Origin of the sequence: Thioclava sp. GXIMD4216, from assembly GCF_037949285.1 — a bacterium.
Classification (GTDB): Bacteria; Pseudomonadota; Alphaproteobacteria; order Rhodobacterales; family Rhodobacteraceae; genus Thioclava; species Thioclava litoralis.
The window spans coordinates 191,700-204,340 of record NZ_CP149926.1 but is presented as its reverse complement, the minus strand read 5'-3'; the positions used below and the strand labels follow the sequence as shown (position 1 = coordinate 204,340).

15 protein-coding genes and 1 tRNA gene are annotated in these 12,641 nt (G+C 60.7%); 5 read left to right on the top strand and 11 right to left on the bottom strand.

The genetic code is table 11. The features are described 5' to 3' along the window. Positions 1–200: 200 nt before the first annotated feature. Positions 201–290, bottom strand: a tRNA-Ser gene (locus tag WDB88_RS01055). A 217-nt stretch (positions 291–507) separates the two neighbouring features. On the opposite strand from WDB88_RS01055, the gene WDB88_RS01050 reads away from it, so the two are divergent. From WDB88_RS01050 to WDB88_RS01040, 3 genes are read left to right on the top strand one after another with little or no spacing between them, the layout of a single operon-like run. After that, a complete protein-coding gene (locus WDB88_RS01050; RefSeq protein WP_339108374.1) occupies positions 508–1,521 on the top strand; it encodes a TRAP transporter substrate-binding protein in 1,014 nt (337 codons plus the stop codon). A gap of 3 nt (positions 1,522–1,524) precedes the next feature. Next, a complete protein-coding gene (locus WDB88_RS01045) occupies positions 1,525–2,067 on the top strand; it encodes a TRAP transporter small permease (RefSeq protein ID WP_339108373.1) in 543 nt (180 codons plus the stop codon). Beyond that, positions 2,067–3,347, top strand: a complete 1,281-nt coding sequence (locus WDB88_RS01040) for a TRAP transporter large permease (RefSeq protein WP_339108372.1) — start codon at positions 2,067–2,069, stop codon at positions 3,345–3,347. Before WDB88_RS01045 ends, WDB88_RS01040 begins: the two co-directional genes overlap by 1 nt. A gap of 34 nt (positions 3,348–3,381) precedes the next feature. Here WDB88_RS01040 and WDB88_RS01035 read toward each other — a convergent pair whose 3' ends face one another. Beyond that, the gene (locus tag WDB88_RS01035; RefSeq protein WP_339108371.1) at positions 3,382–3,990 is read right to left on the bottom strand and encodes an exopolysaccharide biosynthesis protein; all 609 of its coding nucleotides are present in this window, start codon (positions 3,988–3,990) and stop codon (positions 3,382–3,384) included. 63 nt (positions 3,991–4,053) lie between these two features. Beyond that, positions 4,054–5,586 carry an acetyl-CoA hydrolase/transferase family protein gene (locus tag WDB88_RS01030; protein WP_339108370.1) on the bottom strand — a complete coding sequence of 511 codons (1,533 nt, stop codon included), beginning with the start codon at positions 5,584–5,586 and terminating at the stop codon, positions 4,054–4,056. 397 nt (positions 5,587–5,983) lie between these two features. Between WDB88_RS01030 and WDB88_RS01025 the strand changes: the two genes are divergently transcribed. Continuing rightward, positions 5,984–6,157 (top strand): hypothetical protein, encoded by a 174-nt coding sequence (locus WDB88_RS01025; protein ID WP_339108369.1) that lies wholly within the window; start codon positions 5,984–5,986, stop codon positions 6,155–6,157. Positions 6,158–6,186: 29 nt separating this feature from the next. Here the strand turns inward: WDB88_RS01025 and WDB88_RS01020 are convergent, their stop codons facing one another. The 4 genes from WDB88_RS01020 to rplS form a co-directional block, all read right to left on the bottom strand. Continuing rightward, positions 6,187–6,996: a division plane positioning ATPase MipZ gene (locus tag WDB88_RS01020; protein ID WP_339108368.1), complete on the bottom strand. Its 810-nt coding sequence runs from the start codon at positions 6,994–6,996 to the stop codon at positions 6,187–6,189. Between the two features lie 130 nt (positions 6,997–7,126). After that, the gene (locus WDB88_RS01015) at positions 7,127–7,993 is read right to left on the bottom strand and encodes a Hint domain-containing protein (protein WP_339108367.1); all 867 of its coding nucleotides are present in this window, start codon (positions 7,991–7,993) and stop codon (positions 7,127–7,129) included. Positions 7,994–8,208: 215 nt separating this feature from the next. After that, positions 8,209–8,430, bottom strand: a complete 222-nt coding sequence (gene rpmE / locus WDB88_RS01010) for a 50S ribosomal protein L31 (RefSeq protein ID WP_339108366.1) — start codon at positions 8,428–8,430, stop codon at positions 8,209–8,211. Between the two features lie 11 nt (positions 8,431–8,441). After that, positions 8,442–8,819 (bottom strand): 50S ribosomal protein L19, encoded by a 378-nt coding sequence (gene rplS / locus WDB88_RS01005; RefSeq protein WP_339108365.1) that lies wholly within the window; start codon positions 8,817–8,819, stop codon positions 8,442–8,444. Between the two features lie 353 nt (positions 8,820–9,172). On the opposite strand from rplS, the gene WDB88_RS01000 reads away from it, so the two are divergent. Further along, a complete protein-coding gene (locus tag WDB88_RS01000) occupies positions 9,173–10,264 on the top strand; it encodes an acyltransferase (RefSeq protein WP_339108364.1) in 1,092 nt (363 codons plus the stop codon). Here the strand turns inward: WDB88_RS01000 and trmD are convergent. From trmD to rpsP, 4 genes are read right to left on the bottom strand one after another with little or no spacing between them, the layout of a single operon-like run. Continuing rightward, positions 10,212–11,039: a tRNA (guanosine(37)-N1)-methyltransferase TrmD gene (gene trmD, locus WDB88_RS00995; RefSeq protein WP_339109446.1), complete on the bottom strand. Its 828-nt coding sequence runs from the start codon at positions 11,037–11,039 to the stop codon at positions 10,212–10,214. The two genes, WDB88_RS01000 and trmD, sit on opposite strands and share 53 nt — an antisense overlap. Positions 11,040–11,099: 60 nt before the next feature. Next, a complete protein-coding gene (gene rimM, locus WDB88_RS00990) occupies positions 11,100–11,600 on the bottom strand; it encodes a ribosome maturation factor RimM (protein ID WP_339108363.1) in 501 nt (166 codons plus the stop codon). 3 nt (positions 11,601–11,603) lie between these two features. Then, entirely contained in the window at positions 11,604–12,245 is a 642-nt protein-coding gene (bluB, locus tag WDB88_RS00985; RefSeq protein ID WP_339108362.1) for a 5,6-dimethylbenzimidazole synthase, read from the bottom strand. Positions 12,246–12,247: 2 nt separating this feature from the next. Beyond that, entirely contained in the window at positions 12,248–12,610 is a 363-nt protein-coding gene (gene rpsP, locus WDB88_RS00980; RefSeq protein WP_339108361.1) for a 30S ribosomal protein S16, read from the bottom strand. Positions 12,611–12,641 lie beyond the last annotated feature (31 nt).

Genomic DNA, 12,641 nt, shown 5'->3' with positions numbered 1-12,641 from the left:
TGCGTATCTCTTTGGCACGCGTTTCTGGATGCCCAAGATGCCTTTTTTCGAACCTGCGCGGGGCGCGATCTTTATGCTGTATGCCTATCTAAGACGAAACGTGTCATGCAGTTTGTATAGCAAAATGTATAGCAAAACTACGTGCCCACAAGAGGCTCTGAGCATTAAGTCAGTAAAACAAGGGGGTTGCGAAGGCGTTGTGGCGGATGGGGTGGGATTCGAACCCACGGTACGGTTCCCCGCACGCTAGTTTTCAAGACTAGAGCCTTAAACCACTCGGCCACCCATCCATGCGCCTCGGCGTCATCCGCCTTGGCGTTTGACGGGTCTAATCGCTTGTGGGGCCGCTGGCAAGAGACCGGCCTTCTCGGAAGGGCGCAATTTACAGCAGTTTGTTGCCGGGAAGGCGCAAATTGGAATAACTCGCGCGCCGATACCTTCCATCTGCCGATGTGGCGGGCCTAATATCGCGAAAATCCGGAGCATAGTTACAGGAAGGTTCCGCCCATGGCCCGTTTCGCTTTGTTGTCTTCTGCCGCGCTTATGGCGCTGGCTTTGCCGGTTTCGGCCCAGACCAATCTGACTGTGGCCAACTGGCTTCCGCCCTCGCATCCGCTGGTCGCGGACCTGATCGTGCCGATGACCAAGGCCATTGAGGAGGCCACCCACGGCGAGGTCAAGGCAACCCTGCTTCCGGCTCCGCTTGGCCCGCCCGCCGCACATTTCGATTTTGCCGTCAATGGGGTGGCCGATATTACCTTCGGGGTGCAGGGCTATAATCCGGGCCGGTTCAAAACCACCAATATTGTCGAACTGCCGTTTCTGGGCAATTCGGCGGAGGCGGTCTCGGTGGCCTATTGGCGCACCTTCCAGACGATGCTGCAGGACGCGGGTGAATATAAAGACGTGCATGTTCTGGCCGTTTTCAGCCACGGTCCGGGGGAAGTTTTCCTGAAGGATGGCGATGTGTCGGATATCGACGTGCTCAAGGGGCGCAAGATCCGTGTCGGGGGCGGGATCGTGCATGAAATCGTCTCGAAGCTCGGGGCGGTGCCTGTGGAGGGGCCGTCGTCGAAATCCTACGAACTGCTGAGCCAAGGTGTGGCCGATGGCATTACCTTCCCCTATGAATCGGTGAATTTCTTCAAGCTGATCCCCCAGTTGAACAAGGCGATTGCCGTGGATGGCGGGCTGTATAACACGTCCTTCTTCATTGTGATGAACAAGGCGAAATGGGATAGCCTCTCGCCCGAGGTGCAGGAGGAGATCAACTCGGTCACGGGGGAGGTTCTTGCGCGCAAGGCGGGGCAGATGTGGGATCGGGCCGATGCAGCAGGCCGCGAGGCGATGAAGGGCAAAATCGAGATTACGCCTGCGACCGATGCGCAAATGGCGGCGTGGAAGACCGCGCTGCAGCTGCTTGTCGATGCCAAGATCGAAGAAGCCTCAAGCGCGGGGATCGACGGGCAGGAAGCCTATGATTTCCTCAAATCCGAAATCGCCAAAGCCTCTGCCGAGTAACCTGTGACACACGAGAACTTTCCGCGCGTGCCCGAGACGGATCCGTCTTCGGGCCGCGATAGGGCACCGGTGCCCCGAAACTGGCCGCGGCTTGCGCTGGGGGTCGTCTGTGGCGCAATGCTTCTGGCGATGATGGCGCTGACGGTGGTGGATGTCATCGGGCGCTATGTGTTTGTCGCGCCGCTGCAAGGGGCCACCGAGCTGACCGAAATGCTGCTATGCGCGGTGATCTTTCTGGGGCTGCCTGCCGTCTGCTTCGACCGTGACCATGTGACGGTCGATCTGGTGATCGACCGCTTGCCGGCCTGCGTGCAGCCGTGGCGGGAGCTGGCCACCTCGTTGCTGTCTGCTGTGGTTCTGGGGATCGTGTCATGGCGGATCTGGGTCTATGCGGGGCAGAAGGCCAGCTATGGTGAGGCCACCAATTCCCTGCGTCTTCCCATCGCGCCGCTGGGCTATCTCTGCGCGCTCTGTTGTGCGCTTGGCGTCGTGCTGACCGTGGTGGCGGCGCTGCGGCAGTTGACCTTTCAGCTTCGGAGGCAGTGATGGAGCATTGGCCTGTAGGTCTGGCGATCCTGATCGTCCTGTTGCTGGCAGGGGTGCCGATCGCTTTTGCTTTGGCCGGTGTCGGCCTTGTGGGCGTGGCGATGATCATCGGCTGGACGCCAGCCCTTTCCCTGATCGGGTCGGCATTTTTTGACAACGGACGGGAATATTCGCTGTCGGTGCTGCCGCTTTTTCTGATGATGGGCAATTTTGTGGTGCAGTCGGGGATCGCCTCCGAGCTGTATAACTCGGCCTATGCATGGCTGCGCCATCGCAAGGGCGGGCTGGCGATGGCCACTGTGGTGGCCTGCGGGGCGTTTTCCTCGGTCTGTGGTTCGTCAATGGCAACTGCGGCCACGATGACGCGGATCTCGCTGCCCTCCATGCGGCGCTTCGGCTATCCCGACAGGCTGTCGACGGCCTCGATTGCGGCGGGGGGAACGCTGGGCATCCTGATCCCGCCCTCGGTCATTCTGGTGTTTTACGGCATCATGACGCAGCAGGATATCGGCAAGCTGTTTCTGGCGGGGATCATTCCCGGTCTGATCGGGATTGTCGGTTATGCGCTGGCGGTGAAGATTTCCATCGGGATGCGCGGGATTGACCTGCCTGTCGAAACGAAGCTGCCGCTGATCGAACGGTTTCGGGCGCTCAAGGGCACGGCGGGCGCTTTGGTGCTGTTTGTTTTCGTGATGGGCGGGATCTATCTGGGGGTTTTCACCCCCACCGAGAGCGCAGGCATGGGGGCAGCGGGCGCGCTGTTGCTGGTGGTCGTGTCGGGCAAGTTCACATGGGGCGGCTTGCTGAACGTGCTCTATGATACGATGAAGACCACCGCGATGATGTTTTTCATCCTTTTCGGCGCGCTGAGTTTCACCAATTACGTCAATATGTCCGGCATGACGGGCGATATCCAGAACTGGCTGTCGGTGTTCGGAGGCAGTCCCGTGGCGATGATACTGGCCATTCTGGTGATCTATCTGGTGCTGGGATGCATGCTGGAAGGTCTGTCGATGATCATGCTGACCGTGCCGGTCTTCTATCCCATCGTGGCGGCTCAGGGCTTCGATCTGATCTGGTTCGGCATTTTCGTCGTTGTGATCACCGAAATCAGCTATATCACCCCGCCGGTCGGGATGAATGCCTTTGTGTTGCGGTCGGTCGTGCCGGATGTACGGCTGGGCACCATCTTCCGCGGGCTGCTGCCTTTTGTGGCGATGGACATCGTCCGCATCGGCCTGATTATCGCCTTCCCGTCGCTTGTGCTCTTGCTGACCTGACCCATGCGCCGGAGCCGTTGGCTTGGTGGGGCGCTCAGGCGGCGAGGGTGCCGCTGACGGCCCAGTAGCCGACGCCGCCCGCCAGTCCGATAAAGCATAGCCCGAACAATGCGATCAACCCGTCGCGCACCAGAAGCGACAGGGCCAGAAGGGTGACCGCCGCGCCAAGGATGGACGAGCTGAACGGCACCAGCTCCAGAAAGGGCATGGCGGCTCCGCATAAAAGGCAGGCGCCCTGTGTGACCCAGCGAAAGGGGCGATGCGTGAAAAGGCGCAGCCGTTCCTTGGTGTGCAGGTCCATCCACCGCGCAATGCCCTGCAACTTGCCCGTCGCTTTGCGCAGTTTGTCTCCCGCGATATGGCGGCGCGTCAGCAGGCGCGGCAGCCAGAGGTGGTCTCGCCCCAGCAGCATCTGTGCCGAGATCAGCGCGATCAGGATGCCGCAGGCACTCGAGAAGAGTGGGATGCCCGAGAGCGGGCTGACCACGAAAAGGGCAGGCACCAGTAGCACGGGCACGAAAGAGGCGCCGCCCAAAGAGCCAAGCACATCCTCGATGCGGATCTCGTCTTCGTCTCTCGCGCGCGCGTCAATGGCGGCGACAATATCGCGGACGGCGCGTCTGGTCTGGGTCTGGTTTTGCATAAAAATACCTCTGCGGGGAAACCCCGCAGAGGTCATCTGGTTCCGGTGCGAAACGGCTTCAGGTCAGACCTTCATCGAGCCGGTTTCGATGAAGCGCTGGTGCCAGCTTAGCGATTCATTCAGCAGATGCGGGCTCTGCTGGGCATAGCTGCCCTTTTTCGCACGTTCGAAATAATCGCGCAGCATCGGACGATAATAGGGATGGGCGCAGTTTTCGATGATCTTCTCGGCGCGCTGTTTGGGCGAGAGCCCGCGCAGATCGGCCAGACCCTGTTCGGTCACGATCACTTGCACGTCCTGATTGATGTGATCGACATGGCTTGCCATCGGCACGATGGCCGAAATGGCACCGCCTTTGGCGGTCGAAGGGGTCATGAAGATCGAGACATAGGAGTTGCGCGCGAAATCACCCGAGCCGCCAATGCCGTTTTGCATTTTCGAGCCCATGATCTGGGTCGAGTTGACGTTGCCGTAGATATCCGCCTCGATCAGGCCGTTCATGGCGATACAGCCCAAGCGGCGCACCAGTTCGGGATTGTTCGAGATATCTTGCGGACGCAGCAGCAGCTTGTCGCGGAAGAAGGCCGCATTCTGGTTGAAATACTCGGCTTTTTCCGGCGACAGCGAGAAGGCCGTGGCCGAAGCCATGCGCAGGGTGCCCGCTTCCAGCATATCCAGCATGCCGTCCTGAATCACCTCGGTGAAGGCGGTCATGTCCTCGAACGGCGTATCGATCAGCCCCGCCATCACGGCATTGGGCACGTTGCCGACACCCGATTGCAGCGGCAGAAGCGAATTGGGCAGGCCGGCGCGCTTGGCTTCCCATTTCAGGAATTCCAGAATATGGCCTGCAATCGCATTGGCCGTATCATCGGGCGGCGAGAAGGGGGCGTTCCGGTCGGGGCTGTCGGTGACGACCACGGCCACGACCTTCGACGGGTCCACGTTGAAATAGGGCTGACCGATGCGGTCATCCGATTTCAGGATCGGGATCGGTTTGCGATGCGGCGGCAGCGCAGTGCCGTAATAGATGTCATGCATCCCGTCCAGCAACTCGGTCTGCCAGCTATTCACCTCAAGGATGATCTTATCCGCCAGATCCAGCCATGTCTTGTTATTGCCAACCGAGGAGGACGGGATCAGTTGACCGTCTTCGGTAATGCCCGAGATCTCGACCACGGCGGTGTCAAGCTTGCCCAGAAAGCCTTCCCACGCCATCGGTGCAACCTGGCTGAGATGGATGTCGAAATAGGACATTTCGCCATTGTTGATCTGCTGGCGCGCGATCGGGTCCGAGTTGAAGGGCAGGCGGAAATCGATGCCATTGGCTTTGGCCAATGCGCCATCCAGTTCGGGGCCAGTAGAGGCGCCGGTCCAGATCGAGACCTTGAATTTCTCACCGCGGGCATGGGCCTCTTCGATTCGCTTGGCCAGCGCCTGCGGAACGGCTTTGGGATAGCCCGAGCCGGTAAACCCCGACATGCCGATAATGGCGCCGGGGTTGATCAGGGCGGCAGCATCCTCTGCCGACATGATTTTACGTTTAAAAACATCACTACGAATGCGTGAACTACTCACTTTGACATCAAAGCTCATGGGGTCCTCCTCAGGTGCTACCTCGGGGCCAAATAGCAGCGGGGCTCCTCAAGCACCCGCTATGACCAATGCTCAGTGGTAGCGTATTGTCGCCAGACTTCCTTTACGCATCGTGATTGTCCATAGTCTGGCAGCTATGCACTGTATGCATATGTATACGATAAGCAGGGTAAGGCTTGAAAACTTCTGTGTTTTCCATGTTTCCGCAGGATCGTTATATTTTTAGAAAATCAAAATTGCCGGAGTGTTGCCGGTCCTTGCCATCCGGTGACCGCCAATTTGCCCAGATCATGGCCTCCTTTGCCCGAGCTGAAGGTTCGAAATTTATCTAATCTATTTTTCGCGTTTAAGGCGAATCGGATTACATTGAGCTTGCTTATAGTGTCGGGAGGATATTATGCACCCAGTCTTCACCCTGTCCGGCGTCCTGTCGTTTCTGTCAGTGCGCCGTGATCCGAAAATCGATGCGCGGCTGACCGATCTGGGGCTGCGCAAGGCGCGCAGACATAGCTGCCCCATCTCGCCGTTCAGGCCGGTTTCGCCGTTCAGAGTGGTCCACCATGCCCTGTGACGCGGGGCAGAGGCGGCCTGATGCGGCGTTCAGAAATCGACCTCGACCCCCGGCAGGTTCAACTCTTTCATCAGATCGCGCAATTCCTGCCGGGCGGCGATATTTGACATGTTCAGGTTCTCGACGCCCAGATCCTTCAGATCCAGCAATGTGATGCCGCGCGGAAAGAGTTCGCGGAAGATGACCCGCTCGGAGAAGCCCGGCGCAACACGGAACCCGATTCGCTTCGATAGCTGTTCAAGCGCGGCTCCGACCTTGCGTTTGTTATGCATCTGTTGGGCACCCAGACGGTTGCGCAGCACGATCCAGTCAATGGGCTTCATCCCCGCACGGGCGCGCAACTGACGTGCCGACCAGACCATCTCCGAATAGATCGATGGCCCTGTGACCTTCGATGTATTCGGGTCAATCCGTGCCAGAAGGTCGAAATCGATAAAGCTGTCATTGAGCGGCGTGATCAGCGTGTCGGCCAGAGAATGCGCGACCTGACTGAGCCGCGTATGCGAACCGGGACAGTCGATCATGATGAAGTCGCAGCTTGTCTCCAGCTCGGTCACCGCTGCGGACAGGCGGTAGTCATAGGGGTTCTCGCCCGGAGGCAGGCTGGCGGCGTCGATCTCGGGCAATGTGCGATAATCGGGGCAGGGCAGGGTAACGCCCTCGCGCTCCATAAAGGCGCGACGGTTTTCGACATAGCGCCCCATAGAGCGTTGGCGCAGGTCAAGATCCAGCGCGCCCACGCGCCACCCCATGCGCACCAGCGCCGTTGCTACATGCATGGAGGTGGTCGATTTGCCCGACCCGCCCTTTTCATTGCCAGTCACGATGATATGCGCCAACTCTGCCGTCCTCACGTCATCTTGCGGGTGATCTTTATGACGTGACTATAGGGGGGAAGGCACAGCGGGGAAAGCGGAGTTGCACAAGAGTTTCCGCTTTGTCACATGTGGGTAAGATATTGATGTCGTGTTACATCATCTGACGGGCCAGAACGGCTTCGGGGCCTTTCAGGCTGGCGCGCGCGGCGGGATAGGCCTGCTCGGGGGTGCCGTCTTCCAGAGCCCCTTCCAAGGCCGGAAACAGCGTCAGGATTTCGGTGCGCTGCGCCGTCTCCATCGCGCCCATCACCTGGCAGCCGGGCTGGAAGCTCTCGCTCCAGACGCCATTGGCCAGAACCACCTCGTGGTGGTCGAACATCATGTGGATATAGGTCACGCTGTCGGGCCGGATCGCATGGATGCCGCGCGCCCCACAAAGATGGGTCGCCGCAATCAGCATTTCGTCTTCCGAAAAAGCCAGTTGCAGTTCCGGCCCGCGCAGAAGCATCCGGTGCTGCGGGCTGACCAGCAGATCAATGGCGGGCAGACCATCGCCCAGACTGCCTGCCGGAATGCGGATGGGGCGCAAGGCGGGAGCGTCCAGCGCCTCTGCCCCCAGGCTCCTGGCCCCCAGCCAGCGGATCGCCTGTAGCCCGTTGTCGCGGGTCACGACCTGATCGCCCAACCGGAGTTCCTCGATCCTGCGCGGCCCCTGCGCCGTCATGATCTGCGCACCGGGGGTGAAGCAGGGCACCCCGTTATGGTTGTCATCGGACCCGTTGCAGTCATCCTCGTGGTGGTTGCCCCCATTTCCATCGGGAGGAAACGTGCCAGAGCCGGAATTGCCCTGACCACCGGTGTTGCAGGTGTCGTCATGCCCTTGGGGGGAGGATGGCTGGCTATTGCACGCGTCCTGATGGTCGCTGGACTGGCTGTTGCAATTATCCTGCTGCCCCGAAGCGCCCTGCGCATTTCCCTGCGTGGTGCCGTTTGAAGCGTTGTTATTGCTCTGGGTCATGCCGGTCTCCTGTCTGGGGGCAGCCACCTGCGCGAGGCGAGAACCCATCTGTTCAACGTGTCAGGGACGGTGATCCGGCGTATATTTGTTCTTATGGAGATTGGCGGTTAGCCAAGGAAACCCTTCCTGCGCGATCGAACGGGCGCAATGAAAAATGGGGCGCAACGAAAAAGGGCGCGCCAGTGGCACGCCCTTCATCATAACGGCAGGTCGGATCAGAAGCCCAGACCGGCATATTTGTTTTTGAACTTCGACACGCGGCCACCGGTGTCCATCAGGCGCGAGCTTGCACCGGTCCATGCCGGGTGCGAGGTCGGGTCGATGTCGAGGGTCATGGTGTCGCCATCTTTGCCCCAGGTCGAGCGCGTTTCGTAGGAGGAACCATCGGTCATCTTGATGGTGATGGTGTGGTAATCGGGATGAATTTCCGCTTTCATCGATCCGCTCCTCAAGCTTCGGTTTTGGGTTTGTAGGTGGTGTCTTCGGCGATACGTGCCGATTTACCGCGACGCGAACGCAGGTAGTAGAGTTTCGCACGGCGCACACGGCCACGACGCACGACTTCGATCGAGTCGATGTTGGTCGAGTACAGCGGGAACACACGCTCCACGCCTTCGCCGAAGGAGATCTTGCGAACGGTGAACGAGGCAGCAAGGGTCGAACCGCCTTTGCGCGAGATGCAGACGCCTTCATACATCTGAACGCGCGAGCGGGTGCCTTCGGTCACTTTATAGCCAACGCGAACGGTGTCGCCGGCTTTGAAATCCGGAATGGTTTTGCCGAGGCTGGCGATTTGTTCCGCCTCGAGTTGTGCGATCAGGTTCATCGCATGTCCTTTCATCTACTCACGGTATTGCCGTGAAGGTGGTTTCACGCCTCAGAGCTCCGGGTCTTCGCGGGTCCGCCATGCTGCGCCCACCGGAGGATTCAGGTCATCCTTTAGCTGCTTTTTTCAGGCCGCAATGTGGCGGTGAAGGCGCCGCCGCGTGGTTACAGAAAAAAGGTCCGGTCACCGATTCCGGTACGGACCTGCGCGCTATACGGCCAAATGCGGTTTCGATCAAGCATAGAAGCACCGCGCCGTCCGAATTTCGGCCCGGTCGCCTGGATCGGACTATCAGTCTTTTAACCCCGATCTGCCACCCTGCGCCGGTACGAGTGTCAGTCGGGGTGCCATGAATGTCCAAGCCGGAAACCAAACGCTTGCCCGCTTTGCAGATTTTGCGGGCAATCGCGGCATTGGCCGTGGTGGGGCACCATATTCTTGACCAGCTTTGGGGAAATCTCGGAGTGGCCAGTCTGGCACAATCGCTGGATCTGGGCGCGCGCGGCGTGGGGCTGTTTTTTGTGCTGAGCGGTTTTATCCTCTGGCAGGTCCATCACCACGAGGCAGGCCAGCGCGCAGCCTTGGGGCGCTTTGCCTATAAACGTGTCAGCCGCATCCTGCCCTTCACGCTGATCGCGGCGACGGCGTGGGTGGGCATCGTGGCAGTGGCGGGCCGTTTCGGTGCGGACGCCAGTGGCGGCGGTTTTACCTCATGGCTGTCCTCCGCCTTCCTTCTGCCGCTGGAAAAACCCTATCCCGGCGTGCTCTGGTCCTTGCGCCACGAGGCGCTGTTCTATCTGGTCTTCCTTGTCCTTTTCCTCTCGCCGCGCGGTTTTGCATGGCTGTTCGGCGGGTGGATGCTGGCATCGGCGCTTGTGCCTGCGGGGGTGCCATCCCCGATGCGGCACGCGCCCGATATTCTGTGGGTGACCGCGTTCTCCAGCGCCAATCTTCTCTTCCTGCTGGGAATCCTTGCCGCGATCGCCCATCAGAAGCTGCCCGCATTCCGGATCGGGGGGCGCGGCACGGTGCTTGCCTTTACGGGCGTCGCGGTGATGGCGCTTTGGGCGGGGCAGGGGAAATATGACCTTGGAACGGTGGCGGGGTTCGGCACGGCCTGCGCCGTGCTTACGCTGGTGGCCGCCCGCAGCACGTTCCGCCTGCGCTGGCTGGAATATTGCGGCGATGCCAGTTTTTCGATCTATCTCGCCCATCACCTGGCTCTGCCGCTGGTCTATGTCGGGCTGACGCGCTGGACCACGGATGCGGGGCTGATTTTTGTGGCCGAAGCCGTGCTGCTGGTCGGGGTCGGTCTGCTTGGCTATCGCTGGATCGAGACGCCGGTCCTGTCTTGGCTCAATGCCCGCGCTCCCGTGCGGGCGTGCCTGCGGCCTAGCGCTTGGATTGATGGGCGTCCCACATATCAGGGCGACGCTCGGCGGTGATCTTTTCGCTCATCTCGCGGCGCCATTTCTCGATCTTGCCGTGATGGCCGGACATCAGCACCTCGGGGATGGCGCGGCCCTCCCATTCGGCGGGGCGGGTATATTGCGGATGTTCCAGAAGCCCGTTGGAATGGCTTTCTTCCACCGCCGAGTCGGCATTGCCCAGCACACCGGGCAAAAGGCGCACGGTGGCGTCGATCATCGCCTGCGCGGGCAGCTCGCCCCCCGTCAGGACGAAATCCCCCATCGAGACTTCTTCGATGCCGAAATGCTCCAGCACGCGCTCGTCCACGCCTTCAAAGCGCCCACACAGGATGGTCATCCCGTCGGCCGCCGCAAAGCGCCGCGCCATCGCCTGATCAAACCGCTTGCCGCGCGGGGACATATAGACCACCGGCCAGTCGGCCTGCGGGTCCACGCCGCGCGCGGCCTCTTTTAGCGCCGCGCCCACCACATCGGGGCGCAGCACCATGCCCGCACCACCGCCTGCGGGGGTATCATCCACATTGCGATGCTTGCCCACGCCAAAGCTGCGCAGGTTGATGGTCTCCAGTGCCCAAAGCCCCTGATCGCGGGCCTTGCCGGTCAGCGACAGCCCCAGAACCCCCGGAAAAGCCTCGGGAAACAGCGTGACAATCTTGGCCTTCCACGCGCGGGAAAGCTGCACGGGCTCGTCCATCAAGGACCGGACCTGAAGGCTGGCGCTGATCGACACCCGCCCATGCGAACGGCTTGCCTTCGGCGGGACCGCTTCGGCCTGCGCCGCATTGCCCATTAGATTGCCAAGGCGCATCGCGCCCTTTTTCGGGGTGTCTTCGGGAGTGTCGGTCATGTCTTATACGTCTTCGGGCGGATCCGCCACGATCCGGCCTGCGGTCAGATCGACGGTCGGCACAACGGCCATAGTGAAGGGCAAGAGCAGGGGCTGGCTCTCGCCTGCTGTGGTGATTTCCAGAAAATCGCCCGCGCCATAATTCTGCACGGCGCGCACCGACCCGAGCACCGCGCCGCCGGTATCCACAACCGTCAGTCCGATCAGATCGGCGTGATAGAATTCGTCGTCGGGGAGATGGGGCAGCATATCGCGATCCACCCAGAGCGAGACGCCCTTCAGCGCATCGGCCTCTTCTTTCGTCTCGACGCCGCTCAGATAGGCGCCGATGCCGCCCTTGATCGCGCGCAGATCGGTCAGATCAAAGGCGCGCTTGCCGTCTTCGGTGTAAAGCGGCGCGTAATCGGCAATGGCCAGCGGGTCGGCGCAGAAGCTCTTCAGCCGCACCTCGCCCTTGACCCCGAAAGCGCCCGCAATGGCTCCGACACAGGTCCGTTCTGTCATGGCTTATCTCCGCTCTAGTTTGGGCAGCCCGTCGCGGGTTTCCCAGCCAAGCTGCTCCAGCTCGGGGGTCGGCTGCGACCGTTCCGGCCAGCCGATACACAAATAGCCGATCAATTTCCAGCTCTCAGGCACATCCAGCGATTTTGCCAGTGCCTCGGGGTCCAGAATAGACACCCAGCCCATCCCCACCCCCTCGGCGCGAAGGGCAAGCCACATCATCGTCATGGCTGCCACGACCGAATAGGCACGCATTTCGGGCATGGATCTGGCCCCCAGACCGGCCCCTTTGACCGTGCCGGTATCGCAAAACACCGCCAGCTGGACAGGGGCTTTCTGCATGCCCGAAAGTTTCAGCCCCGCATAGAGCGTCGCGCGATCAATGTCGCCACCGGCCTGATAGGCGGCCAGCGCTTCGGCATTGGCGGTCTGGAAATTGGAAAGCGCCGCAGCACGGGCCGCGGCGCTTTCGACATTGATCACGCGCCACGGTTCGGACAGGCCGACCGATGGTGCGCGGGAAAATGCGTCCAGCCCCCGTGCAAGGATCTCTTCGGGCACAGGATCGGTGCGGAAGCGGCGCACATCACGCCGCCACAGCATCAACCGGTGCAGATCCTCGCGGAACTCGGGGGAGAACGCGTCCAAGATCAGGCCTCGGAGGCCTCAGCAGCCGCAGCGGCTTTCTCGGCTTTTTCTTTTGCGCGCTCTTGGGCTTTCTTGCCCGGCTCTGCTTTCTTCATGTTCTTACGCTCGGTTTTCGGCAGAGCACCGGCGTTTTCAAGGAAGCGTGCCACACGGTCGGTCGGCTGCGCGCCTTTGCTCAGCCAGTACTGAACGCGCTCCATGTTCATTTTCACGCGCTCTTCGCTGTCTTTTGCCAGCAGCGGGTTGTAGGTGCCCAGCTTCTCGAGGAAGCGGCCGTCACGCGGCATGCGCGAGTCGGAAGCAACGATTGCGTAGAAGGGGCGCTTTTTGGAACCACCGCGTGCGAGACGGATTTTCATAGCCATGGGTTGATCTCCTTTGAATGGCTGGTGTCGG